The sequence below is a fragment of the Flexivirga sp. G2 genome (genome assembly GCF_055397625.1).
Genome location: NZ_AP039675.1, coordinates 744,487 through 769,597 on the forward strand (window position 1 = coordinate 744,487; position 25,111 = coordinate 769,597).

General features: G+C 67.6%; 23 protein-coding genes. 16 read left to right on the forward strand and 7 right to left on the reverse strand.

What is annotated here, in order from left to right; genetic code table 11:
* The first annotated feature begins 22 nt into the window (after window positions 1-22).
* The 4 genes from secE to rplA all read left to right on the forward strand — a co-directional run bounded on the left by secE (window position 23) and on the right by rplA (window position 2,863).
* Complete coding sequence (gene secE, locus ACZ50J_RS03730; RefSeq protein ID WP_464299938.1) at window positions 23-268, forward strand: preprotein translocase subunit SecE; 246 nt, start codon at window positions 23-25, stop codon at window positions 266-268.
* Window positions 269-608: 340 nt separating this feature from the next.
* Window positions 609-1,541, forward strand: coding sequence for a transcription termination/antitermination protein NusG (gene nusG, locus ACZ50J_RS03735; protein WP_464301308.1), 933 nt, complete (start codon window positions 609-611; stop codon window positions 1,539-1,541).
* A gap of 92 nt (window positions 1,542-1,633) precedes the next feature.
* Window positions 1,634-2,062: a 50S ribosomal protein L11 gene (gene rplK / locus ACZ50J_RS03740; RefSeq protein WP_464299939.1), complete on the forward strand. Its 429-nt coding sequence runs from the start codon at window positions 1,634-1,636 to the stop codon at window positions 2,060-2,062.
* Window positions 2,063-2,146: 84 nt separating this feature from the next.
* Window positions 2,147-2,863 carry a 50S ribosomal protein L1 gene (rplA, locus tag ACZ50J_RS03745; RefSeq protein WP_464299940.1) on the forward strand — a complete coding sequence of 239 codons (717 nt, stop codon included), beginning with the start codon at window positions 2,147-2,149 and terminating at the stop codon, window positions 2,861-2,863.
* Between the two features lie 77 nt (window positions 2,864-2,940).
* Here rplA and ACZ50J_RS03750 read toward each other — a convergent pair whose 3' ends face one another.
* The 6 genes from ACZ50J_RS03750 to ACZ50J_RS03775 all read right to left on the reverse strand — a co-directional run bounded on the left by ACZ50J_RS03750 (window position 2,941) and on the right by ACZ50J_RS03775 (window position 9,694).
* Complete coding sequence (locus tag ACZ50J_RS03750) at window positions 2,941-4,125, reverse strand: GNAT family N-acetyltransferase (protein ID WP_464299941.1); 1,185 nt, start codon at window positions 4,123-4,125, stop codon at window positions 2,941-2,943.
* A gap of 100 nt (window positions 4,126-4,225) precedes the next feature.
* On the reverse strand, window positions 4,226-5,041 hold the full coding sequence (locus tag ACZ50J_RS03755; protein WP_464299942.1) for an ATP-binding cassette domain-containing protein: 816 nt from the start codon (window positions 5,039-5,041) through the stop codon (window positions 4,226-4,228).
* A complete protein-coding gene (locus ACZ50J_RS03760; RefSeq protein ID WP_464299943.1) occupies window positions 5,034-6,098 on the reverse strand; it encodes an ABC transporter ATP-binding protein in 1,065 nt (354 codons plus the stop codon). Before ACZ50J_RS03760 ends, ACZ50J_RS03755 begins: the two co-directional genes overlap by 8 nt.
* Window positions 6,091-7,077 (reverse strand): ABC transporter permease, encoded by a 987-nt coding sequence (locus ACZ50J_RS03765; RefSeq protein ID WP_464299944.1) that lies wholly within the window; start codon window positions 7,075-7,077, stop codon window positions 6,091-6,093. Before ACZ50J_RS03765 ends, ACZ50J_RS03760 begins: the two co-directional genes overlap by 8 nt.
* Window positions 7,074-8,006, reverse strand: a complete 933-nt coding sequence (locus ACZ50J_RS03770; RefSeq protein WP_464299945.1) for an ABC transporter permease — start codon at window positions 8,004-8,006, stop codon at window positions 7,074-7,076. Before ACZ50J_RS03770 ends, ACZ50J_RS03765 begins: the two co-directional genes overlap by 4 nt.
* A complete protein-coding gene (locus ACZ50J_RS03775; RefSeq protein WP_464299946.1) occupies window positions 8,003-9,694 on the reverse strand; it encodes an ABC transporter substrate-binding protein in 1,692 nt (563 codons plus the stop codon). Before ACZ50J_RS03775 ends, ACZ50J_RS03770 begins: the two co-directional genes overlap by 4 nt.
* A 151-nt stretch (window positions 9,695-9,845) precedes the next feature.
* Here ACZ50J_RS03775 and ACZ50J_RS03780 point away from each other — a divergent pair, with 151 nt between their 5' ends.
* The 6 genes from ACZ50J_RS03780 (at window position 9,846) to ACZ50J_RS03805 (ending at window position 15,582) form a co-directional block, all read left to right on the forward strand.
* Entirely contained in the window at window positions 9,846-10,655 is an 810-nt protein-coding gene (locus ACZ50J_RS03780) for a metallophosphoesterase (RefSeq protein WP_464299947.1), read from the forward strand.
* A gap of 300 nt (window positions 10,656-10,955) precedes the next feature.
* Window positions 10,956-11,579, forward strand: coding sequence for a 50S ribosomal protein L10 (rplJ, locus tag ACZ50J_RS03785; RefSeq protein ID WP_464299948.1), 624 nt, complete (start codon window positions 10,956-10,958; stop codon window positions 11,577-11,579).
* A gap of 95 nt (window positions 11,580-11,674) precedes the next feature.
* Window positions 11,675-12,061, forward strand: coding sequence for a 50S ribosomal protein L7/L12 (gene rplL, locus ACZ50J_RS03790; protein WP_464299949.1), 387 nt, complete (start codon window positions 11,675-11,677; stop codon window positions 12,059-12,061).
* An 89-nt stretch (window positions 12,062-12,150) separates the two neighbouring features.
* The gene (locus ACZ50J_RS03795) at window positions 12,151-12,276 is read left to right on the forward strand and encodes a hypothetical protein (protein WP_464299950.1); all 126 of its coding nucleotides are present in this window, start codon (window positions 12,151-12,153) and stop codon (window positions 12,274-12,276) included.
* A 79-nt stretch (window positions 12,277-12,355) separates the two neighbouring features.
* Entirely contained in the window at window positions 12,356-13,393 is a 1,038-nt protein-coding gene (locus ACZ50J_RS03800) for a glycosyltransferase (protein WP_464299951.1), read from the forward strand.
* Window positions 13,390-15,582: a DUF6020 family protein gene (locus ACZ50J_RS03805; protein WP_464299952.1), complete on the forward strand. Its 2,193-nt coding sequence runs from the start codon at window positions 13,390-13,392 to the stop codon at window positions 15,580-15,582. Before ACZ50J_RS03800 ends, ACZ50J_RS03805 begins: the two co-directional genes overlap by 4 nt.
* Here the strand turns inward: ACZ50J_RS03805 and ACZ50J_RS03810 are convergent.
* A complete protein-coding gene (locus tag ACZ50J_RS03810) occupies window positions 15,569-15,994 on the reverse strand; it encodes a cupin domain-containing protein (RefSeq protein ID WP_464299953.1) in 426 nt (141 codons plus the stop codon). The two genes, ACZ50J_RS03805 and ACZ50J_RS03810, sit on opposite strands and share 14 nt — an antisense overlap.
* Window positions 15,995-16,215: 221 nt before the next feature.
* Between ACZ50J_RS03810 and ACZ50J_RS03815 the strand changes: the two genes are divergently transcribed.
* The 6 genes from ACZ50J_RS03815 to rpoB all read left to right on the forward strand — a co-directional run bounded on the left by ACZ50J_RS03815 (window position 16,216) and on the right by rpoB (window position 25,014).
* Window positions 16,216-17,397 carry an acyl-CoA dehydrogenase family protein gene (locus tag ACZ50J_RS03815; protein WP_464299954.1) on the forward strand — a complete coding sequence of 394 codons (1,182 nt, stop codon included), beginning with the start codon at window positions 16,216-16,218 and terminating at the stop codon, window positions 17,395-17,397.
* Between the two features lie 6 nt (window positions 17,398-17,403).
* Window positions 17,404-18,498 carry an acyl-CoA dehydrogenase family protein gene (locus ACZ50J_RS03820; RefSeq protein ID WP_464299955.1) on the forward strand — a complete coding sequence of 365 codons (1,095 nt, stop codon included), beginning with the start codon at window positions 17,404-17,406 and terminating at the stop codon, window positions 18,496-18,498.
* Between the two features lie 198 nt (window positions 18,499-18,696).
* The gene (locus ACZ50J_RS03825) at window positions 18,697-19,410 is read left to right on the forward strand and encodes a S1 family peptidase (protein WP_464299956.1); all 714 of its coding nucleotides are present in this window, start codon (window positions 18,697-18,699) and stop codon (window positions 19,408-19,410) included.
* Between the two features lie 217 nt (window positions 19,411-19,627).
* Window positions 19,628-20,185: an anthrone oxygenase family protein gene (locus tag ACZ50J_RS03830; RefSeq protein WP_464299957.1), complete on the forward strand. Its 558-nt coding sequence runs from the start codon at window positions 19,628-19,630 to the stop codon at window positions 20,183-20,185.
* 49 nt (window positions 20,186-20,234) lie between these two features.
* Complete coding sequence (locus tag ACZ50J_RS03835) at window positions 20,235-21,167, forward strand: AraC family transcriptional regulator (RefSeq protein WP_464299958.1); 933 nt, start codon at window positions 20,235-20,237, stop codon at window positions 21,165-21,167.
* 361 nt (window positions 21,168-21,528) lie between these two features.
* The gene (rpoB, locus tag ACZ50J_RS03840; protein ID WP_464299959.1) at window positions 21,529-25,014 is read left to right on the forward strand and encodes a DNA-directed RNA polymerase subunit beta; all 3,486 of its coding nucleotides are present in this window, start codon (window positions 21,529-21,531) and stop codon (window positions 25,012-25,014) included.
* The last annotated feature ends 97 nt before the right edge of the window (window positions 25,015-25,111 follow it).

The window sequence follows — 25,111 nt, forward strand, 5'->3', positions numbered from 1 at the left end:
TAACGACGAGTCAGGAGACACCGTGAGCACGAGCACCGCCTCGACCCGCGGCTCCGCCGACGAGAAGCCCAAGGGCGGATTCTTCGGCCAGATCGTGCTGTTCATCCGACAGGTCGTCGATGAACTGCGCAAGGTGGTGCGGCCGACTCGTGACGAGCTGACCAGCTACACCATCGCGCTGATCGTCTTCCTGGTGATCCTGATGGCGTACGTCGTCGGTCTGGACCAGCTGCTGGTGCACCTCATCGACTGGATCTTCGCCGGTTAGGTATGACGCCGCGGCGTCATCGACACGGCATCCGGTACGACATCGGAACACGAAGGAAAGCAGGGCAATGACTGGCGAGCTGGACCCGCAGGACACTGCGGCGGTGGACGCAACCCGCGCCGAGGATGAGGCGTGGAGCTCCGACCTGCGCGCTGAGGACTCCCAGGACGCCGAAGCACTGGACATCGAGCGCGAGACGGACGGCGAAGCCCCGGCCGACGACGTGCGCGAGACGATCGAGGACGACCTCGATGTCGCCGACGGTGACAGTGACACCGATCAGGCACTGGCCACTGCCGACGAGGGCGCCGACCCCGACGACCCGGCGGAGTTGGACGCGATCCACCGCACCGAGTCCGACGTCGAGGACGACGGCGACGACTACGACGCCGATGCCGACGAGATCGCCGACGACCCCGAGATCGACGCGGAGATCGCCGAGGCCGATGGCGACGCCGCAGCCGAGGCGGACGCCGAGCGCGACGAGGAGATCGTCGACGGCGCCGAGGGCGACGAAGAGGCCGAGGCCGAGGTTGCCGGCGAGGCCGCCGACCTCGGTGAGGACGTCGCAGCCGACGACTCCACGCCGGAAGGCGACGAGGATTCCGAAGAGGAGTCCGAGGAGGAAGCTCCCGAGCTCAGCGCCGAGGAGCAGCGTGCAGCGTTCATCGCGGACCTGAAGATGCAGTTCGGCGAGTGGTATGTCGTGCACTCCTACGCCGGCTACGAGAAGCGCGTGAAGGCCAACCTCGAGACCCGTATGACGAGCCTCAACATGGAGGACTTCATCTTCCAGGTCGAGGTTCCGATGGAGGAGTTCACCGAGATCAAGAACTCCCAGCGCAAGACGGGCACCCGCGTGCGGATGCCCGGATACGTGCTGGTGCGCATGGACCTGACCGACGAGAGCTGGGGCGCGGTGCGTCATACCCCCGGTGTGACCGGGTTCGTGGGCAACGCCCACCAGCCCTCGCCGCTGTCGATCGACGAGGTCGTCACGATGCTCAACCCGGTCTTCGAGGACCCGGCGGGCGAGACCACGACCGGCGCGGCCGTGTCGTCGGGCGCCAGCAAGCCGAGCAAGGCCGCCGGCACGGCGGACGTCGACTTCGAGGTCGGCGAGTCCGTCACCGTCATGGAGGGTCCGTTCGAGACGCTGCCCGCCTCGATCTCCGAGATCAACATCGACACCCAGAAGCTCAAGGTGCTCGTGTCCATCTTCGGCCGGGAGACTCCGGTCGAGCTGTCGTTCAACCAGGTCGCCAAGATCTAGTTCGTATGACGGCACCCCTGGCAGGGAACTACCTGCCAGGCCATGCAACCGGGTCATCGCCCACGGCGTAGGCCCACGAAAAGGAACACAGCATGCCCCCGAAGAAGAAGGTCTCCGGCTTCATCAAGCTGCAGATCCAGGCCGGTCAGGCCACTCCCGCACCGCCCGTCGGCCCGGCTCTGGGTCAGCACGGCGTCAACATCATGGAGTTCGTCAAGGCGTACAACGACGCCACGGCGGACAAGCGCGGCAACGTCATCCCGGTGGAGATCACGGTCTACGAGGACCGCTCCTTCACCTTCATCACCAAGACCCCGCCGGCCGCCGAGCTGATCAAGAAGGCAGCAGGCGTCGCCAAGGGTTCCGGCGAGCCGCACAAGAACAAGGTCGGCAAGCTGACCAAGGACCAGGTCCGCGAGATCGCCCAGGAGAAGATGGCCGACCTCAACGCCAACGACCTGGACCAGGCGTCGCGCATCATCGCCGGCACCGCCCGTTCGATGGGCATCGAGACCGAGTAACACACGTCGGTCGAGAGACCGACACCCACCGTGGTTGGGCCTGCTTCGGCCCGCACAACCACAACTTTCGAAAGAGAGCACGATATGAAGCACAGCAAGAGCTACCGCGCAGCAGCGGAGCAGATCGACAAGGACACGCTCTACGCACCGCTCGAGGCCGTTCGACTGGCCAAGTCCGGCGCGAAGACGAAGTACGACTCGACCGTCGAGGTGGCCTTCCGCCTCGGTGTCGACCCGCGCAAGGCCGACCAGATGGTGCGCGGCACCGTCAACCTGCCGAACGGCACCGGTAAGACCGCCCGCGTGCTGGTCTTCGCCAACGGTGAGAAGGCCGCTGCGGCCGAGGCCGCCGGTGCGGACTTCGTCGGTTCGGACGAGCTGCTGGCCAAGGTCGCCGGCGGCTGGACCGACTTCGACGCGGTTGTCGCCACCCCGGACCTCATGGGCAAGGTCGGTCGTCTCGGTAAGGTCCTCGGTCCCCGCGGCCTGATGCCGAACCCGAAGACCGGCACCGTGACGATGGACGTCGCCAAGGCTGTCTCGGACATCAAGGGCGGCAAGATCGAGTTCCGTGTCGACAAGCACTCCAACCTGCACTTCATCATCGGCAAGGTCTCCTTCGACGAGAAGGCCCTGGTCGAGAACTACGGTGCAGCGCTGGACGAGATCCTGCGTCTGAAGCCGTCGGCTGCCAAGGGTCGTTACATCTCGAAGGCGACGATGTCGACCACGATGGGCCCGGGCATCCCGCTCGACGCCTCCATCACGCGCAACCTGCTGGGCGAGGACGCCGACGCCTGATCGTCGTCACCTCGTACGTCGAAGCGGCCGCTGCCCCACACGGGGCGGCGGCCGCTTCGTTTTGCCCGGGCGGCTGATCAGAAGTAGTCGCGGATCTGGGTGGGCACGTTGAACAACGCGTCCCACACCGGGTCCTGATCGGTCGGGCCGCCCAGCAGCCCGCCGGCGCGTAGGTCGGCGCAGCGTTGGGCCCCGCCATACAGGGCGGCGAGGCCGCGTGCGTGGAAGGTCGGTCCGGCCTCGGAAGCCGAGCGATCGCAACGCAGTTCGCTGTCCGACGCCTCCAGGACGTACGACCCGTCGACACCCTCGGCGAAGCCGCCGGTGACGGTGAAGGGCAACTGGGCGGTCAGCCCGGGCACGCCGGGCCGGGCGCCGAGCGCCGCGGGTACGTCGAGCAGCGCCAGCATGTAGCGGTGCTCCGTGGTCGGCGGCGTCGGCTCACTCGGCAGCACGCCGAGGGCAATGTCGCCGGCGGGCAGCTCGACCTCCACCCTGCCACTGACCGACCCGAAGCTGCCGAGCAGGCGCCACAGCGCACGCGCTGCGTCGGCCGACAAGGCGATGAGGTCCTCCACGTCGATGACCGATGACGCGGGGTCGTACCCCGACCCGCGGGTCCAGCGAACACAGCCGACGACCCGGTCGGCTGGGTCGACCGCGAGGGTGACGGTGGCTTCACCCGTGAAGTAGTCGTCGGACCAGATCGGCAGCGCCGGGCCGGTCCGCGTCAACGGGCCGAACTTTTCCGCCGCCCATGCGGCATACAGCTCGCGTAGCGCAGCTAGATCGGCCACCGTGGCTCTGCGCAGTGAAATGCCTTGCGGTTCCTTGACGTTCGCGAGTGCGGACACCGACAGCTCGCGTGCCTCAAGCGACCCCACGACCTCGTACCCGAAGCGGCGGTAGATGCCGGCCGCGGTCGGGTAGAGCGTGCTGATCGGCTGCCCCAACTGTCGTGCGCGATCGAAGCCGGCCGCGAAGAGCGGCGTCAGCAGACCGCGTCCGCGTGCCTCCGCCTGCACCGCGACGCTCGCGATGCCGACGGTCGGCAGCGTGCGCCCGCCGGGTAGATGGGTCAGGTAGTCGTGTGCCCGGATCTTGGCCACCAGGTGGTCTTCGTCGAACGCGCCGAGGACGGTGCTGCCGACCGGTGGCAGGGCGCTCGGCTGCCGGTCCGGCGAGTAGCCGAACGCCTCCGCACCGAGTCGATGATTGGCGTCGCGGTCGGCGTCGGTCAGTTCCCGGATCAGCGGCTGCACGGGACGAGCCTAGGACGAATGACGGCTTCTTCGGCGAGTGACGGTCGGATCCGACCGTCACTCGCCGAAGAAGCCGTCATTCGGCAATGGGGGTGTGGCGTCAGGGGGAGGTCGGCAGCGGACGGGTTCTGCGGTGCGGGTCGGGGATCGGCACGGCCGCGAGCAGTGAACGCGTGTAGTCGTCCTGGGGATCCTCGTAGACCTGCTCCACCGGCCCCGACTCGACCAGCCGGCCGTGCTGCATGACCGCGACCCGGTCGGCGATGCCGCGTACGACGGTCAGGTCGTGCGAGACGACGAGGAGAGCAAGGCCGCGCTCGTCGCGCAGATCGCCGAGCAGGTTGAGGATCTGCGCCCGGATCGACACGTCGAGGGCGGAGACCGGCTCGTCGGCGATGATCATCCGCGGCTGTGTCGCCAGCGCGCGGGCGATGCCGATGCGTTGGCGCTGGCCGCCGGAGAACTGGTGCGGATACCGGTTCAGATGTTCAGCATCCAGCCCGACCGAGGTGATCAGATCGGTCAGCACCTTCTCGTCCCGCGGCAGTCCGTGGTTGCGCAACGGCCCGCTGATGATCCGGCCGACCGTCTGGCGCGGGTTGAGCGAGGTGTAGGGGTCCTGGAACACCACGCTCAGCTCACGCCGCAGGGTGCGCAGGCCACGGCCGCGGACCCGGGTCACGTCCGCACCGTCGAAGACGACGTTGCCGGACGTGACGTCGGTCAGCCGCAGCGCGATCCGGGACAGCGTTGTCTTGCCCGAGCCGGATTCGCCGACGAGAGCGACGGTTTCACCGGGTGCGACGTCGAGTGACACGTCCTGCACGGCGTGGGTGACGTTCGAGGACCCGAACGGCGTCGAGCGTCCGCTGAACGTCTTGGTGATGTGCTGCAGGCGCAACAGTGGTTCAGGCATCGGGCAGCTCCCGGTCCGCGGTGTAGTGGCAGGCCGCCCGATGCGCCGGGGACCCGACGCGTGGCTCGAGAACCGGACGGGTCGTGCGGCATACGTCGCCCATCTGCTCGGCGAACTCGCATCGAGGATGGAACGGGCACCCGGACGGCACGTTCGTCCCCGACGCCGGAACGCCCGGTATGGCGGCCAGCCTGCCGGGGGAGTCCAGGTTCGGGGTGGCCCGCAGCAGCGCCCGGGTGTACGGATGCGACGGATGGTCGAAAACGTCCAGCACGCTGCCGGTTTCGACGATCCGACCGGCATACATCACCGCGATCTGATCAGCTGTCTCCGCGACGACACCCAGGTCGTGCGTGATCAGGATCAGCGCCATACCGAGGTCGTCGGTGAGGCCGGTCAGCAGGTCGAGCACCTGGCGTTGCACGGTCACGTCGAGCGCGGTCGTGGGCTCGTCGGCGATGAGGATGGTCGGGTCGTTGACGATCGCCATCGCGATCATGGCCCGCTGGCGCATGCCGCCGCTGAACTCGTGCGGGTAGTCGTCGACGCGGCGATCCGGCTCGCGGATGCCCACCCGGTCGAGCACTTCGACGGCGCGTGCGCGGGCGGTCCGCTTGTCGACGTCGTGGTGCAGCCGGTAGGCGTCGATGATTTGCCGGCCGATCGTGCGATAGGGGTTCAGTGCGGCCAGCGCGTCCTGGAAGACCATCGCAATGCTGTTGCCTCGCAACGGAACCCGTTGTTTCTCCGGTATGGCGTTGAGGTCGGTCCCGTTGACCAGGACGCTCCCCTCGACCGTGGCCGAGTCGGGCAGCAGGCCGATGGACGCGAGCGCGGTGGCCGACTTCCCGGAACCGGACTCACCGACGATGGCGAGCACCTCGCCGGCACGTGCATCCAGCGTGATGCCATTGACCGCGGGGACGGGCCCCGAGGTGCCGCGGAAGGTGACCTTCAGGTCACGCAGGCTCAGCACGCCATGCTGGTCGAGTAGCGGCGAGGTACGAGCCGCGTATCGAGACCCGCTGCCTTTGTCGTTCTTCTCCAGATCAGCCACGGCGCACCCTCGGATCGATCGAGCCCTGGACGATGTCGACGATCAGGTTGCCGATGATGATCAGGGCGGCCCCGAAAAGCGCTGTGCCCACGACGATCCCGAGGTCGTGCGACGAGACGCCGCCGATCAGCAGGTCGCCGATGCCGTGCATGCTGAAGACCCGCTCGGTGAAGATGGAGCCGCTGAGCAGCATGGCCAGGTCGAGGCCGAAGAGCGTCGTGATCGGCACCCAGACGCCCCGTCGCGCCGTGCGACGTACGGTCCGTTTCGGGGCACCGGTCGCCCGCTGGGCGAGCAGGTGGTCGGAGCCGAGTTCGTCGAGCATCTGGTTGCGCGCGAAGCGGGCGTAGCCCGCCGCGTTGATCAGCCCGATGACGCACCACGGCAGAACCAGGTGCCAGGCCCAGTCCACCGGGCTCTCGGTGAGCGGCACGTAGCCGGACACCGGAACCATGTTCAGCTGGAAGCCGAAGAGCAGGATCGCCAACAGTCCCAACAGATATGCCGGGGTGGCGACCAGGAACAGCGACCCGCCCCGGACCAGCGCGTCCGGCCAGCGGCCGCGGAAGATGGCGGCGAGCGGACCGAGCGTCATACCGACGAGCAGCGAGACCGCCGCACCGCCGAGCGCGATCGACGCGGTCACCGGCAGGCGGGACCAGATCAGGCTGGTGACCGACTGGCGCTGGTCGAAGGAGAAGCCGAAACACGGTGCGGAGCAATGCGCGGCCTCCGCGCCGGTGCCGTAGGTCCGGCCGACGAACAGGCCCTTGAGGAAGTCCAGCCACTGCACGAAGGCGTTCTTGTCGGTCCCCATGAAGTGCTTGACCTGGGTGAGTCGCTCCGGCTGGCAAGGCTTTCCGCACATGACGCGTGCCGGGTCCGACGGTCCGCTGTAGAAGAGGATGAAGACGCAGAACGAGATCGCGAGCAGCACCAGCACGGACACCAGCAGGCGGCGGGCGATGTAGGAGGTCATCGGGCGTTCTCCTCGGTGCGGACGTCGAACGAGTCCCGCAGCGCGTCACCGAGGAGCGTGGCGCCCAGCACGATGAGCAGCAACACGATCGACGGGAAGATCAGGTAACCGGCGTCGGCGCCGGTGTAGGTCCAGGTGATCGACGAGCCGATGAGGACACCGAGGTCCGGGGTGTCGGCTCCGATCCCGACCCCCAGGAAGCTCAGTCCCGCGGAGATCGCGACCGTCGCAGGAAAGCTCAGCGCGACGACCACGGCGAGCGTGCCGATGAGGTTCGGGAGCAGCTCACCCATGAAGACGCGGCGCAACGGAGTCCCGGAAGCCTTTGCGGCGTCGATGAATTCGCGAGCAGCCAGCTGTTTGGTCTGCGTGTGGATCAACCGCGCGGTGCCGACCCAGCCGAACGCGGCCAGCACTGCTGCCAGCACGACGGGCTTGGGTATGTCGGCCGGCACGATCAGTTGCAGAGCGATCAGGAAGAGCAGTGTCGGGAAGCCGAACATGAAGTCGACGAACCGGCCCAGCACGGCTTCGAACCAGCCACCGAGATAGCCCATCGCCATACCGACGGCGGCGCCGATGATGACCGAGACGATCGTCGCGGCAAGCGCGATGAGGATCGTCGTGCGCAACCCGTAGACGACGAGTGCGAACAGGTCCCGACCGGTGCCCGGCTCGACGCCGAACCAGTGGCTGCCGCTCACCCCGCCGAAGCTGCCGTAGGGGTTGCCGCCGTTGTTGCCGTCGACCAGATCACCGTCGAACGAGCTCGGGTTCTGCCCCTCCAACGCCGTCAGGAGTGGTGCACAGAACCCGGCGAGAATCACCACCAGCAGGGTGATCGCCCCGACCCGTCCGGCGGTGGAACCTGTGGTCCGCCGGAGGGCCAGGGCGATCGGGGAGCGGCTGCGCGCGACCGCAGTCGTCACTTCTTCAAGCCCTGGACCAGGTAGTTGGGGTAGGTCGGGAAGGTCGGGATGTACGTCCCGGTGACGTTGCTGCCGTTCAGGTAGGCCTGGTGCGAGTAGTACAGCGGCACCGCCGGAGCCTGCTGCATGATCTGCTTGTCGATCTTCGCCCACGCCGCGTCGGCCTGGCCCTTGTTGGTCAGCGTCGTCGCATTGTTGATCGCCGAGTCGACCGCAGGGTCCTTGAACTTCGACTGGTTGTAGTTGCCGCCGCCGACCTGGTCGGAGGCGAAGATCGGCTGCAGCTGCGCGTAGGCGCCGGGGTAGTCGGCCTGCCAGCCCGAGATCGTCAGGTCGAAATTGTTGCTCTGCGTGGTGGTCGCCGACCAGGCGTCACTGTCCTGCCCGATGAGCTTGACGTTGATGCCGATCTTCTTGAGGTCGGCCTTGATCGACGCGGCCTGCTTGTCCTCGTTCGGAGCCGTCGTGTCGTAGACGAGGGTCAGCGTCGGCACCTTGGTGTTGCCGAGCTCCTTCTTGGCCTTGGCGATGTCGCCGGTCGCCGGTGCCGGGTAGAGGTCGTACTTCTGGTAGCCCTGCACGCCCGGCGGGATCAGCGTCGTCGCGATCTTCCCGGCATACGTCGGGCCGCCGGCGATGGTCTGCAGCGACTTCTTGTCGATGGCGTACTCGAGCGCCTTGCGGACGTTCAGGCTCTTGAGGCCCGGGCGGCTGGTGTTGAGCGCGAGGTACTTGGCGGCGCCCGATGGGGAGACCGTGGTGCGGGCCTTCACCGTGGCGTCGGAGTTGATCTTCGGCACGATCGCCGCGGTGACCGGGACGCCGGCGCCGTTCTTGTCGTTGCCCTGGTCGTCGACCATCCGCTGCGCCAGCGTGTCGGGGTCCAGCCCCATCTCGTACACGACAGTGTCCGGTGCGGCCGGGCGGACCGGGTCGTTCTTCTTCTTCCAGTTGGGGTTGCGCTTCAGGGTCACCTTCGAGCCGACCGTGTATGACGCGACCTCGTAGGGGCCGGACGACGGCGGCGTGTGGTCGTACTTCGGGATGCCCATGCCGGCCTTGACCGGAACCGGGGCGAACGCCGGCATCGACGCGATCCAGCCCCAGTCGGCGAACGGGCGGACCAGGTGGAAGACGATGGTCGACTTGTCCGGCGTCTCGATCGACGCGAGCTGCTTGCCCTTGGCGGGGCCCTGGTATTTCTCACCGCCGACGAGCAGCGCTTTGTGGTAGCTCAGGCCGCCCTGCAGCTGCGGGTCGAAGCTGCGCTCGATGCCGAACTTGATGTCCTGCGCGGTGATGGTGCTGCCGTCGGCATACTCCTGACCGGGCTTCAGCTTGAACGTCCACGTCTTGCCGCCGTCGGACGCGGTGCCGGTGTTGGTCGCCAGGTCCGGCACCAGCTGGGTGTCACCCGTCGGGGACGTCTGCCACGCCGTGAGGCTGCGCACGATGAGGTGGATGGCGCTCGTGCCGAGGTTCTGGCTGGTCGCCGGGTCGAAGTGGATCTCCTTGTTGGCGGAGTACTGGTAGAGCGTGCCGCCCTTCTTGGCAGCGGCCCGCACGCCGTTGCTGCCGCCGGACGAGGCCGACGAGGAGTTGCCGTGGGAATTGGCGTTGCAGGAGGCCAGGACCAGGCTTCCGGCAACTGCGGTGACGGCGATGAGTGATGCGCGACGACGGGACATGTCGACCTTTCAAAGAACCAGGGGAGTTATCGACATACTAAGTGAGTGTTATGAATCACACTCACTTCGGGCTGCGCGCCGCGGCAGCTCACGCGTGCGCGGCGCGCGTGAACTCTCCTGAGACTAGTGCGGGTTCACGTTTACTGGGCGTATGACGTCCGACCGTCTGCGCCGGGCGTCGTGGCACGATCGATGGGTGCTCACGATCGCCCACCTCAGCGACAGCCACGTCGGCGCACACCCGGCCGCGGCTGATCGGACCCGCGCGGTCCTCGCGTATGTCGACGCGCTCGATCCGCAACCGGAGGTCGTCCTGCTGACCGGTGACCTCGCCGATCACGGGACGGTGGCCGAGTATCGAGAGCTTCGAGCACTGATCGGGGCGCGCACGGCTCGCTCGCCGCTGCTGCTCTGCCCGGGAAACCACGACGTCCGGGCGGCATACGCGACGGTGCTGCGCGATCTGCCGGCCGGGCGGCCCGATGACCCGATCAACGAGGCGCACCGGATCGGCGGAGTGAAGTTCTGCATGCTCGACTCACTGGTCACGGCGCCGCCCGGAGAGCGGATCGATCACGGGATGTTGGGGAGCGTCTCGCTGGAATGGCTTGATCGCGAACTTGCCTCCGGTGAGCCGACATTCGTCTGTCTGCACCACCCGCCCGTGGACGTGCACATCGACGTGATGGATCCGATAGGACTGCGCGACGCAGATCGATTGGAAGCGGTGCTGCGACGGCATGACAACGTGGTCGCGACGTTCGCCGGCCACGCGCACAGCGCTTGCGCGATGACGTTCGCCGATCGGCCGCTGCTGTTGCCGGGCGGCCTCGTGTCCACGGTGACGCTGGACGCCGAGCCGCTGCCGGAGTTCAGCAGCGACCTGCCACCGATGTTCGCGGTGCACTTCGTCGGCGACGACGGCCAGGTCGTCACGCACTGGCGTGCGCTGCCCGGCTGAGCGTTGCATGCGACGAGTTGTCGCTGGGTGATCCGCCGATTTGCTCGCCGGTCGCCTGGAACCGTACTCTTGAACCACCGAAGACCGCCGGTTGTCCATGTGCCCTGCACATGGCCGAAGGTTCCGCACACGAGCGGGCGACCAGCGCAGGTGAACCAGGCAGCACGATCGCGACATACATCTTCGTATGACGACTGATCTTCTGTGAGCCCCGGGCATCTGCGCCGGGGCTCATTTTCGTATGTCGGACTCTCCGCGGTGGACCATCGGGATGAACATCCACCAACCAAGGAGGTCCGCATGGCCAAGTCCGACAAGTCGGCAGCCATCGCCGAGCTCACGGACAAGTTCCGTGACTCGGGTGCGGCCGTGCTGACGGAGTACCGCGGCTTGTCCGTGGCTCAGCTCACCGAGCTGCGCAACTCCATCCGTGAGCACGCGACCTACACCGTGGTGAAGAACACGCTGACCAAGCGCGCCGCCGAGGCGGCCGGTGTGACGGCATTCGACGACGACCTGCAGGGTCCGTCGGCGATCGCCTTCGTCACCGGCGACCCGGTGCAGGTTGCCAAGGGTCTGAGTGACTTCGCCAAGGCGAACCCTCTGCTGGTGATCAAGGGCGGCGTGCTGGACGGCAAGGCCCTGTCATCGGAAGAGATCACCAAGCTCGCGAGCCTCGAGTCTCGCGAGACCCTGCTCGCCAAGCTGGCCGGCGCCATGAACGCGTCGCTCAGCCAGGCGGTCTACCTCTTCGCCGCGCCGCTGTCGCAGACCGCTCGGGTCGTCGACGCGCTGCGGGCCAAGGTCGAGACCGAGGGCCCGGTTGCCACCGACGCTCCCGCCGAGACCCCGGCCGCCGAAGAGACTGCCGAGGCTCCGGCCGAGGCTGCCACCGACGTCGCCGAGGGTGGCGACGAGAGCTGATCGCCGTACGGCGCATCACGCTCGAATCTTTTTAGAAGACAACGCCACTCACGGCATACGACCCAGGTCGTAGAAACAACGAAAGGTTGCCAACCATGGCAAAGCTCAGCACCGCAGAGCTCCTTGACCAGTTCAAGGAGATGACCCTGATCGAGCTCAGCGAGTTCGTCAAGGAGTTCGAGGACACCTTCAACGTCACCGCTGCCGCTCCGGTCGCAGTTGCCGCCGCTGGTGGCGCCGCTGCTGCTGGTGGCGACGCCGCCGACGAGAAGACCGAGTTCGACGTCATCCTCACCGCTGCCGGCGACAAGAAGATCCAGGTCATCAAGGAGGTCCGCGCGCTGACCTCCCTCGGCCTGAAGGAAGCCAAGGACCTCGTGGACGGCGCTCCGAAGCCCGTCCTGGAGAACGTCGACAAGGCTGCCGCCGACAAGGCCAAGGAGCAGCTCGAGGGCGCCGGTGCGTCCGTCGAGGTCAAGTGAGCTGACGCTTCACTGAACTCCTGAAGGAGCCCCGATCCATTGCGGATCGGGGCTCTTTCGCGTTCAGCGTCCGTCACACCCGGGTGCCGGTGACGACCACGCCGGGCGTGGTGCCGTCCGCTCGGCAGGTGCGCATCGACGGTGTCGCTGATGTGCGGGGCGCCATACCGAAGTGGTTCGGGCAGTCGCTCGTGGCGCAGGCACTTCAGGCGTAGCCGGACGTTCGCCGAGTGGTCCCGCGACGTTTGCCCGAGGATCACCGTTCGTGTCGCGCAGAGGTGTGAGCATGCAGCGATGCAGGACCACAACCAGGGGGATGGTCCGGTCGATGCAGAACCATCGATCGTCGCAATCGTTCCGTGTTTCAACGAAGAGGCGGCCGTGGGGACGGTTGTCACCGACCTGCGTCGAGCTGTTCCCGGCATCGACGTCTACGTCTACGACAACAACTCCTCGGACCGCACCGCGGAGGTCGCTCGCGCGGCGGGGGCGATCGTCCGCACCGAACGTCGCCGGGGCAAGGGCAACGTCGTACGCCGAGCGTTCTCCGATCTGGACGCCGACATCTATCTGCTGATCGACGGCGACGACACGTATGACGCCTCGGCCGCCCCGGAGATGATCGAGTTGCTGCGCTCCGGGCCGCTCGACCACGTGCTCGGAACTCGCGTCGACTCCGCCGAATCGAGCGCCTACCGGCCCGGTCACGAGCTCGGCAACAGGATGTTCAACCGTCTCGTCACCCGGCTGTTCGGTGAGCCGATCACCGACATGCTCTCCGGCTACCGGGTCTTCTCCCGCCGGTTCGTCAAGTCGTTCCCCGCGCTGTCGCGGGAGTTCGAGATCGAGACGGAGTTGACGGTCCACTCGATGAATCTGCGCGTGCCGCAGGCCGAGTTGCCGGTCGGATTCAAGGACCGGCCCGCCGGTAGCGAGAGCAAGTTGCGCACCTACCACGACGGGTTGCGGATCCTGAAGCTGATCGGGCGCCTCGTGCAGCACGAGCGACCGCTGCTGCTCTACGGCTGGCTGGCTGCATTCCTCGCGGCGATCGGTGTGGTGCTGGGCGTCCCGGTCATCGTGCACTTCGCGCACACCGGTCTGGTCCCGCGCTTCCCGACGGCCTTCCTCGCGGCCTCGCTGATGATCCTCGCCACGCTGAGTCTGGTGGTCGGCCTCATCCTGAACGGATTGCTCTACGCCCGTAAGGAGTCGGCCCGGCTGGCGTATCTGCGGCTGAGTCCGCCGGTCTGCGTCGCTGCGCCCGCCATACCGGATGGTGAGCCGGTGCCCGCCGCACGACCGCTCGACGCGATGGCGGATCGAGCGTGAGCGGCCCGCTCGACGCCGACCTGCCACGACCCGGACTGCTGACCCGCGAACGTGCCCAGTTCCTGCGGTATGCCGGAGTCGGGGCCTGCACCACCCTGCTGGACCTGACCCTCTTCACGATCTTCGCGGTCCCGGTCGGGATGCCCGCGCTGCTGGCCAATGTGTGCTCGACCTGCATCACGGTGTGTTTCAGCTACCTGGCCAACCGGATCCTGGTTTTCCGGTCGGACGCGGCGGCGACACGGACCTTCGTGCAATTCGTCGCGGTGACGCTCTTCTCCGGTCTGCTGGTGCAGTCGGTGATCATCTGGACGGTGCTGCGGGTCGGTCACGCAGCGGCACCTGATCTGCGCCACGGTGTACTCGCGCCGACGGCGAAGGTCGCGGCGATGGGGGTCGGCATGGTCTCGAACTACCTCGGCTACCGATGGCTCTTCGGGCGGGACGAGGGCTCGGGGGAACGCCGGGCCACGATCGCCGGCGTGTTGCGTCGGGAGGCGCCGCCCGCCGCGGTCGCGCTGCTGCTCGCAACGTTCCTCGTCACCGGTGCGTCCTTCGACGCCACGAACAGCGGCCGCTGGTTCACCGCGGACGCGGGTGCCGCGATCGGCTCGGTGCTCGCGGGGCTGCTGATCGCGGTCGGCATCTTCGTGGTGCTGCGGTTCGGCTACCGGGCGATCGACACGGCGCGCGCCGCCGCCGTGAACGCATCGGCGGGCGGCGTCATACCGATGCGTCGCGCGTTGCGCGCCTGGTTCTGGAAGACGTATGCCGTGATCGTGCTCGCCTGGGGTGGTTGGTTCGCGCTCCACTACCCGGGGCAGGTCGACTCCGACACGGTCACCCAACTGTTCGAGTGGCTCGGGGTCACGGCGCGCACCGACCACCATCCATGGTTCGACACCGTGGTGTTCGGCGGATTCTGGAGCCTCGGGCATGGGCTCGGGAGCTACAACCTCGGCCTGTTCCTCTACAACGCGGTGCAGTTGCTGGTCACGGCGGCTGCGATGAGCGCGGGCCTCGTCTACCTGGGCCGGTGCGGCCTGTCTCGGAGGGCCCGCATCGTCCTGACCGGCGTTGTCGCGCTCGTCCCGATCTTCCCGAGCGCCGCCACGTCGATGAGCAAGGACTCGTTCGCGGTCATCTTCTTCATTCTCTTCCTGCTGGTGTTCATCGAGTTGGTGCGCACTCGTGTCCTGCTGCTGCGTCGCGGCTGGTTGCTCGCCGGGTTCGTGGCCGACAGCGTCGTTCTCATCCTGGCGAAGCGCACCAACATCTACCTGGTCGTGCTCGCGCTGGTGGTGCTGCTGGTCCTGGCTGCGCGTGGAGCGCGAGTCCGATTGATCGGTGCCGGGTTGGCGACGTTGTTCCTCACCAACGTGCTCTGGTCGATGGTGCTGTTGCCGGCGTGGGGGATCGGCCACGCCACCTCACAGGACATGTTCACCATCCCCGTCCAGCAGACCGCGCGCACCGTCGTGGAGCACGGATCAGCGTTACCGCCAGCCGAGCGGGCGTCGATCGACCGGATGTTGCGCTACCGGGGTTTGGCCGCGGCATACGACCCGCGTCGGTCGGACCCCGTCAAGGGCCGCATCCCGGAGCCGCTGCCGGGCGCGACCGTGCGCTCCTACGGGAGGACCTGGTTCGCGGAAGGGATGCGTTACCCCGCCACCTATCTCGCTGCGACCTACAACAACACCTACGACTACTTCTATCCCGGTCCGCCGCTGCCGTCCGGAGGCTCGATCAACACCCGGAAGTATCTCGACTTCTGGCAGTCCCGCGCCGAGCCCGGGACCTCGCGCGCGAGGATCACCTCCGTGGCGGACGAGATCCACTCGAGCGCGAAGCTCACGGGTGTGCGGGCCGGCATCGATCGGTTCGCCGGCACGGGCGGGACCATGAACGAGCTTCCCGGCGTGGGGCTGCTCACGTCCAAGGCGTTGTACTGCTCGTGGATCCCGCTTATGGCTCTCGGCTATGCGGTAGGTCGGCGGCGCTGGTTCCTCGTCGTCGCAGCCGTCCCGATCTGGGTGAACCTGTTGTTCCTGGTCGCCGGCCCGATCGCGCTGGGTCGCTACATCTATCCGATGCTCTACGGAAGCGTCATCCTCGCGGGCCTGCTGCTGTGCCCGGTGCGGGTGTCGGCGCGCACGCCCGAGGCGTCGACGGCTACTCCAGGCTGAAGTCGGCGAAGTCGAATCCGGGGGAGACGATGCACGCGACCAGCGTCGCGCGCTCCGGATCGGCCGGTACGGCTGCCTGCCACTCGTCCGGTTCCACGAGATGCTGGCCGCCGGGGCCGAGGGTGACACTGCCGGTCTCGGCCGGGGAGTCCCCGGTGCCGCCCAGCGTCAGCGTGACGGGTCCACCGCCCTGCCAGATCCACAGCTCCGGCGACCGCACCCGATGCCACGCCGAGGCCTGGCCCGGCTGCAGCAGGAACAACACCGAGGTGGCCAATGCCCTTGTGCCGTATGCCGTTTCGACGGTCTGCGGATGCCGCCACGTCTCGCGGAACCACCCGCCTTCCGGGTGCGGTTGCAGTCCCAGTTCGGCCGGGTCGGCGGGAATCGGGTCTGATGCGTAGGTGCTCACGAAGTCTCCGAATACGGTTGGCGGCCAAGGCATTTCGTGGCGATGTTACTGCTGTGCAGAGGTGCGGGGGCGTGCCGAGGTCTCCCCAGGGTCGGGATGGGTCCGGCCAGGCCCGGTTGGGTACGGCCCGGTCAGGCTCGGTCAAGAGATCGCTAAGCAAGCGCTTAGCGACTGGGTTACTGTGAGGTAGCACACTGCCGATCAGGAAGGGTCGCTTCGCCATGCACCTCAAACTGTCCGACGAGGACGCTGCCTTCCAGCAGCGGATGCGTGACTTCTTCACGACGAAGATCCCGGCGGATCTTCGGCAGCGCTGGGCTGCCGGAGGCGAGCCGAGCGCAGACGACATGCGCCAGGCGCAGCGGCTGCTGAACGAGGGAGGGCTGGCCGTTCCGCACTGGCCGGTCGAGTGGGGTGGCCAGGACTGGACCCAGTTGCAGCGCCACCTCTACCTGCAGGAGATGCAGGCGGCGAGCGTCCCGCCGCCGTTGGCGTTCAACGCCAACATGGTCGGCCCGGTCATCGCGACCTTCGGCTCCCAGGGGCAGAAGGAACGCTTCTTGCCCGCGACCGCCAATCTCGACATCTGGTGGTGTCAGGGGTTCTCCGAGCCGAACGCCGGATCCGACCTCGCGAGTCTGCGCACCCAGGCGGTGCTGGACGGCGACGAGTGGGTCGTCAACGGACAGAAGACCTGGACCACGCTCGGCCAGCACGCCGACTGGATCTTCGCCCTGGTGCGGACCGAGCCCGACGCGCCCAAGAAGCAGATGGGCATCTCCTTCCTGCTCATCGACATGAAGACGCCGGGCATCACCGTCCGGCCGATCCAGCTGATCGACGGCGGACATGAGGTCAACGAGGTCTTCTTCGAGGACGTGCGGGTGCCGGCCGACCAGTTGGTCGGTGAGCGCGGCAAGGGCTGGACGATCGCGAAGTTCCTGCTCGGCAACGAACGAGTCGGCGTCGCGCCGGTGGCCAGCATCAAGCGCACCCTCGCCGCCGCGAAGGAACGCGCGGCCGCCATCACCTCCGGCGATGGCACGCTGCTGCAGGACCCGCTGATCGCAGCCCGCTTCGCCGAGCTCGAGACCGATGTGGCCGCTCTCGAGCTCACCGTGCTGCGCGTCGCCGCGAACTCGCACGGTGACAAGCCGGAGCCGGCGTCCTCGATCCTGAAACTGCGCGGCTCCCAACTGCAGCAGGATGTACTCGAGTTCACCGCCGACATCGCCGGGCCGGCGTCCCTGCAGTGGGCGCAACCGGAGGACACCGACCTCGAGGCGTGGACGGCGCTCGCTACGCCGACCTATCTCAACTTCCGCAAGGCATCGATCTATGGCGGGTCCAACGAGGTGCAGCGCAGCATCATCGCCTCGGGCATCCTCGGACTGAAGGGCTGAGCAGACATGGATTTCACGTTCGACGACGAACAGAGGGCGCTGCAGGACGCGGTGCGCGAGCTGGCCAGCCGGAATGCACCGGCCGAGGCCCATGGCGACGTACCCGTCGGCCCGGCGTCGCATGACCCGAAGGTCTGGACGGCGCTTGCAGAGATGGGCCTGCTCGCCCTTCCGTTCGGCGAGGACGTCGGTGGGGCCGGCGCGTCCACTGTCGAAGTCGCAATCGCCGCAACGGAACTCGGCAAGGCACGCGTGGTGACGGCATACGCCGAAGCACTCACCGCAGCCGGACTGATCGCGTTCGGCGGCACCGACGAGCAGCGCGCGAAGCTGCTGCCCGACCTGCTCGACGGCAGCTCGTTGATCGTGCCGGCGTTCGCCGAGCCCGGCCGGGCCTGGTCCCTCGAGGCGTATGACGTCACGGCCTCCGGTGAGGGCGACGATGTGACGCTCACCGGCACCAAGGAACCCATCCCGTATGCCGAAGCGGCCGACAAGTTCGTCGTGACGGCGCGCGTGGGTGACCGCACTGGTCTCTTCCTGGTCGAGGGGGCGACGGTCTCCGGCATGCGCGTGCGCCTCGACAACACGCCTGCGGTGCCGCTCGGCACGCTCGACGACGCGGCGCGCGCCATCCAGGCCGGCGTGAACCTCGGCATCCTCGCGGTCACCGCCGAAGCGCTTGGTGCGATGGACGCGGCGTTGCCGATGACCGTCGAATACCTCAAGACCCGAAAGCAGTTCGGCGTCCCGCTCGCTGCGTTCCAGACGCTGACGCAACGGGCGGCCGACATGTACGTCTCCCTCGAGCTGGCCCGCAGCACGGTCCTGCACACTGGTATGGCGCTCGCCGCCGACCCGTATGACGCAGCCGCCACGTCCCGCGCGAAGGTCGTCACGGGCAAGGCGGGTCGGCACGTCGGCCAGGAGGCGATCCAACTGCACGGCGGCATCGGGATGACCGCCGAGTATGCCGTCGGGCACCACACGGCCCGGATCACCGCCATCGAGCACACCTTCGGTGACACCCGGTGGCACCTCGGCGCGCTCGCGGGCGCGGTCGCCGATCACGCCGAGGTCGAGCTCCTGCAAGGGAGCTGACGCGGGACCACGCACGCCGGAAGGGCGCTTGACCAAGAGGGTGTAAACACTTGGTCAAGCGCCCTTCCGGCTTTGGCAAGGGTTGCCCGGAGGCTCTTGTGCGCGAACTGTGAACCGACGAAAGTTGCGGAGCCGCAAGCGAATTCACGTTTCGCGCGGCATGCCCCGTTTGTTTCGAACTCCAGAAGAGAGCAACACATGCGCAGCCTCCACCGTTTGGCTCTGGCCACTGCCGCCACCGCGGTTCTCGTCGGAGCCGGCACCGGCTCGGCCATGGCCGACACCGTCAGCCCGCACATCATCGGCGGCACCAGCGGTTCCTCGCCATACATCGTCCAGCTCGTTTTCGGGCAGAGCGGCGGCACCTACGGCTGCACCGGTGAGGCGATCTCCTCCCAGTGGATCCTGACCGCGCAGCACTGCATCGACGGCACGCAGTGGATGGACGTCTACTTCAGCAACTCGGTGACCAGCCCGGGCACCCCGGTCGCGGCCGACCAGGTGGCCGGCTCGTCCAACGGTGACGTGGCCCTGGTGCACCTGTCGTCCGCCAAGGCGCTCAGCAGCTACGCGCCGCTGGCCTCCTCCTACACCCCGGCCGGTGGCACCGGCACGATCTGGGGCTACGGCCTGACCGCGGGTGGCGCGCAGCCGACGCACCTGAACAAGGCCACCGTCAACATCGTCGGTTCCAGCACCGACGCGTATGGCGGCAGCGCCATCCACGTCAAGGGTTCCGACGGTGCGTCCAACCACGGCGACTCCGGCGGTCCGCTCTTCGTCGGCGGCAAGGTCGTCGGTGTCTGCTCGACGGGCGACGTCGCCGACCCGGGCAGCGACATCCACGCCGGCTCCAACTACGCGAACCTGACCGCCAGCCGCTCCTGGATCAAGTCGGTGACCGGCGTCTGATCCCACCTGGGGACCACAGCCCCCGCACGCAGACGACGAGCGCTGCCGCACCCGCTTTCTCCCCGGGTCCGGCGGCGCTCGCCGTATGTCCGCTCCTTCCGGGGCGGGACGGACGCGTATGCGCGCGAGCGTCTGGCCGATGGTCGCGGACCGGCGACGGCGATGAACTGAGGATGCACGGTCCGCATCCGACGGGCCTTTCATCAGGGAGAGTCCCATGACATCTCGAATCGCTGTCGTTGCAGGCGTTCTCGGTGCCGTCACCTCGGCGGTCACCGCAGGCGTGTACATCGATTTCTCGGCGCGCATCATGCCCTCGCTCGGTCGTATGACGAACGCCGCCGGCATCGCGCGGATGCAGCACCTCAACCGGTCCATCGAGCAGGGGCCGTTCATGCTCTGCTTCTGCGGCGCCGGTCTCGCCGGCGGGTATCTCGTCTACCGGCTGCTGCGCGCCGATCGGGCGATGGCCGACGTGCTGCTGGCCGCCGGGGGAGCGGCATACCTCGCCGGACTGCTGCTGACGATGGTCTACAACGTGCCGATGAACAACCGGCTCGCTGCCGTCGACCCGCACGCGGCCGCGTCGGTCGACCTGTGGCGTGACTACCTGCACAACTGGACGCCGGCCAACACCGTGCGCGCAGTGTTCTCGGTGGCGGCCGTCGGACTGCTCGTCGCCGGACTGATCACCGGAGCGCGCGGCCGGACGAGCACGCCGGCCGGAACGTCGTCGCCGTATGCCGAGCAGTTGTCGGTCAGTGCTCATCGCTGACCTCGCGGTGCTGACCCGGTGTCATGGGCAGTCGCTACGCTCGTCGGTCATGGCGGAGCTGGCGGGGACGCCCGATGTGCTCGACGGGCCGCGCGCCCGCGGCGCGTTCCTGCTGCGCGTGCTGATGGAGCCACCGTGGGCGCTGGAGATCACCGAGGACGCGCCGCTGACGATGGTGGCGGTGCTCAGCGGTGACTCGTGGTTGCGCCATACGGAGCAACCGCCGAGGCAGCTGGTGGAGGGTGACGTCCTGCTCGTACGGGGCGCGGCGCGTTACCTGCTCAGCGACGAGCCGACGACCGCACCGGACATCCGCATCGGGCCCGGGCAGACCTGCTCCGGCACCGACGGGCGCGACCTCTCCGAGGAGCTCGCCACCGGCGTGCGGGCATGGGGCAACGACCCGACCGGTCGCGACACGATGCTCGTCGCGAGCTACCCGGCCGAGGCGCAGTTGGGCACCGCACTCGCGGCGGCGCTGCCGGAGATCGCGCTGGTGCGCGGTGCCGACAGCCCGTTGCTGCCGGTCCTGGTCGCCGAGGCGGCGCGTGATGCGCTCGGGCAGGAGGCCGTGCTCGACCGCATCCTCGACGTCGTGCTGATCTCGGTGGTCCGTGACTGGGCGGCCGCCAACCCCTCCGGCGTCGCGGGCCTGCGCGTGGTCACGGATCCTGCGGTCGCCGAGGCGGTCCGGCTGATCCGGTCGGATCCGGCACGGGCCTGGACCGTGGACGCCCTGGCGAAGGACGCCGATGTGTCCCGCTCGGCGCTGGCGCGCCGGTTCCAGACGGTGGTCGGGATGCCGCCGATCGCCTACCTCGCGCAATGGCGGCTGTCCCTGGCGGCGGACCTGCTGCGCGACACCGACCGCACGTTGACCTCGGTGTCGCGGGAGGTCGGCTACGGCAGTGCGTTCAGCCTGAGCACCGCGTTCAAGAAGGCGTATGGCGTCAGCCCCGCGGCATACCGGTCGGGCGAGTGACCTCGGTGGAGGCGGGGGAGGTGCGACACGCCAGACAGTCCCGGATCCCTTGACCGGCAGCCGTCCGAGGGTGCACCCTCTTGTGCATCGGATGTCGGGCTGGGGGGCTGTGAGGTTCGAGCGCTACCGCGTGTGGACACGCGGGCCTTTTTCATGTAGTGTGTTGCTTTGCGCTGCCCGTATCCAGCCAACCCACCTTTGACCGTGCTCTGTCCGCGCGCCCGATTTCGCATCGGAAGCGTTGAAATCCCCAGGGCCATGCCGCCGTGCTTCACGGCCGGTGTCCGGTCGTCGGTGGCGCCGCAGGAGCGGAAGCGCGCTTCGAACCGCCCGCTTTGAAAGCCTTTGGAAGGATCCATCCTTGGCTGCCTCGCGCACTGCGACACAATCCCTTTCCACGGCAAAGACGGCGTCCGGCCGTCTGTCGTTCGCGAAGATTCGCGAGCCCCTGGAAGTTCCCGACCTGTTGGCCCTGCAGACCGACAGCTTCGACTGGCTGCTCGGCAACGAGCGTTGGCAGGCCCGCGTGGCCGAGGCCAAGGCCGCCGGGAACACCCACGTCCCCGACCGCTCCGGTCTGGAGGACATCTTCGAGGAGATCTCTCCGATCGAGGACTTCTCCGGTTCGATGAGCCTGTCCTTCCGCGACCACCGGTTCGAGGAAGTCAAGTACTCCATCGAGGAGTGCAAAGAGCGCGACATGACGTATGCCGCGCCGCTGTTCGTCACCGCCGAGTTCATGAACTCCACCACCGGTGAGATCAAGAGCCAGACGGTCTTCATGGGCGACTTCCCGCTGATGACCGACCGCGGCACGTTCATCATCAACGGCACCGAGCGTGTCGTCGTCTCGCAGCTGGTCCGCAGCCCGGGCGTCTACTTCGAGCGCTCGCTCGACAAGACCTCGGACAAGGACATCTTCACCTCGAAGATCATCCCGAGCCGTGGTGCCTGGCTGGAGTTCGAGATCGACAAGCGCGACCAGGTCGGCGTGCGTGTCGACCGCAAGCGCAAGCAGTCGGTCACCGTGCTGCTGAAGGCGCTGGGCTGGACCGAGGCGCAGATCCTCGAGGAGTTCGGCGAGTACGAGTCCATCCGCGCGACGCTGGAGAAGGACCACACCGCCGGCCAGGACGAGGCGCTGCTGGACATCTACCGCAAGCTGCGTCCGGGCGAGCCGCCGACCCGCGAGGCCGCCCAGAACCTGCTGGACAACCTCTACTTCAACGGCAAGCGCTACGACCTGGCCAAGGTCGGTCGCTACAAGATCGACAAGAAGCTCGGTCTCGAGGCCTCGATCAACGACAGCACGCTGTCGGTCGACGACATCGTCGCCACGATCAAGTACCTCGTCGCCCTGCACGCCGGTCAGGAGACCATCAAGGGTCACCGTGACGGCCAGGACGTCGAGCTGCGCGTCGAGGTCGACGACATCGACCACTTCGGCAACCGTCGCATCCGCAACGTCGGCGAGCTCATCCAGAACCAGGTCCGCACGGGCCTGTCCCGGATGGAGCGCGTGGTGCGCGAGCGGATGACCACCCAGGACGTCGAGGCGATCACGCCGCAGACCCTGATCAACATCCGGCCGGTCGTCGCCTCCATCAAGGAGTTCTTCGGCACCAGCCAGCTGTCGCAGTTCATGGACCAGAACAACCCGCTGTCCGGGCTGACGCACAAGCGCCGCCTGAACGCGCTCGGCCCGGGTGGTCTCTCCCGCGACCGCGCCGGCATGGAGGTCCGTGACGTCCACCCGAGCCACTACGGCCGCATGTGCCCGATCGAGACCCCCGAGGGTCCGAACATCGGTCTGATCGGTTCGCTGGCGTCGTTCGGCCGGATCAACACCTTCGGCTTCATCGAGACGCCCTACCGCAAGGTCAAGGGCGGCAAGGTCACCGACGAGATCCACTACCTGTCCGCCGACGAGGAGGACAACTTCGTCATCGCGCAGGCCAACGCCCCGCTGACCGACGACAACCGGTTCGCCGAGGACCAGGTGCTGGTCCGTACCCGTGGTGGCGAGGCGAGCGACGTCCCGGCCGACGAGGTCGACTACATGGACGTGTCCGCACGTCAGATGGTCTCCGCGGCGACCGCTCTCATCCCGTTCCTGGAGCACGACGACACGTCGCGTGCGCTCATGGGCGCCAACATGCAGCGTCAGGCCGTGCCGTTGGTGCGCGCCGAGGCGCCGCTGGTCGGCACCGGCATGGAGCACCGTGCGGCGCTCGATTCCGGTGACGTCGTCCGCGCCGAGAAGGCCGGCGTCGTGACCGAGGTCTCCGCCGAGCTGGTCACCGTCCTGAACGACGACGGCACCCAGACCACCTACCGGATCAGCAAGTTCGTCCGCTCCAACGCGGGCAACTGCTACAACCACCGCGTGGTCGTCGAGAACGGCGCCCGCGTGGAGGCCGGTGCGGTCATCGCCGACGGTCCCGCGACCGACGGTGGCGAGATGGCGCTCGGCAAGAACCTCCTCGTGGCGTTCATGTCGTGGGAGGGTCACAACTTCGAGGACGCCATCATCCTGTCCCAGCGTCTGGTGCAGGACGACACGCTCAGCTCGATCCACATCGAAGAGCACGAGATCGACGCCCGTGACACCAAGCTGGGTCCGGAGGAGATCACTCGCGACATCCCGAACGTCAGCGAGGACGTGCTGGCCGACCTGGACGAGCGCGGCATCATCCGCATCGGCGCCGAGGTCCGCGACGGCGACCTGCTGGTCGGCAAGGTCACCCCGAAGGGTGAGACCGAGCTGACCCCCGAGGAGCGCCTGCTCCGCGCGATCTTCGGTGAGAAGGCGCGCGAGGTGCGCGACACCTCGATGAAGGTCCCGCACGGCGAGACCGGCACGGTCATCGGCGTCAAGGTCTTCGACCGCGAGGAGGGCGACGAGCTGCCCCCGGGCGTCAACCAGTTGGTGCGCGTCTACGTCGCCAACAAGCGCAAGATCACCAACGGTGACAAGCTCGCCGGTCGGCACGGCAACAAGGGCGTCATCTCCAAGATCCTGCCGGTCGAGGACATGCCGTTCCTGGAGGACGGCACCCCGGTCGACGTCGTGCTCAACCCGCACGGTGTGCCGCGTCGTATGAACCTCGGTCAGATCCTGGAGTTGCACCTCGGCTGGTCCGCCTCGCGCGGCTGGAAGATCGAGGGCGACCCCGAGTTCGCCAAGCAGATCGCACCGGACGCCCAGGAGGCGCCGCCGAACTCCCGCGTCGCCTCGCCGGTCTTCGACGGTGCGTCCGAGGACGTCGTCACCGGTCTGCTGGACGCGACGTTGCCGACGCGCGATGGCGTGCGACTGGTCGACCACACCGGTAAGACCCAGCTCTTCGACGGCCGCTCCGGCGAGCCGTTCCCGGAGCCGGTGTCCGTGGGCTACATGTACATCCTGAAGCTCCACCACCTGGTCGACGACAAGATCCACGCACGTTCCACGGGTCCCTACTCGATGATCACCCAGCAGCCGCTCGGCGGTAAGGCCCAGTTCGGTGGCCAGCGCTTCGGTGAGATGGAGGTCTGGGCACTCGAGGCGTATGGCGCCGCCTACGCCCTGCAGGAACTGCTGACCATCAAGTCGGACGACGTGACCGGCCGCGTGAAGGTCTACGAGGCCATCGTCAAGGGCGAGAACATCCCCGAGCCCGGCATTCCGGAGTCGTTCAAGGTCCTGATCAAGGAAATGCAGTCGCTGTGCCTCAACGTCGAGGTGCTCTCCAGCGACGGCAGCCTGATCGACCTGCGCGACTCCGACCAAGAGGTCTTCCGCGCTGCGGAGGAGCTCGGCATCGACCTGAGCCGGCGTGAGCCCAGCTCGGTCGAGGAAGTCTGAAACAGACAACCGGCGAGGTATGCCGGGCCTGGCCCGGCATACCTCACCAAACCCCTTAGAACACCAGCTATTTCAGACTTTCGCTAGACACGAGAAG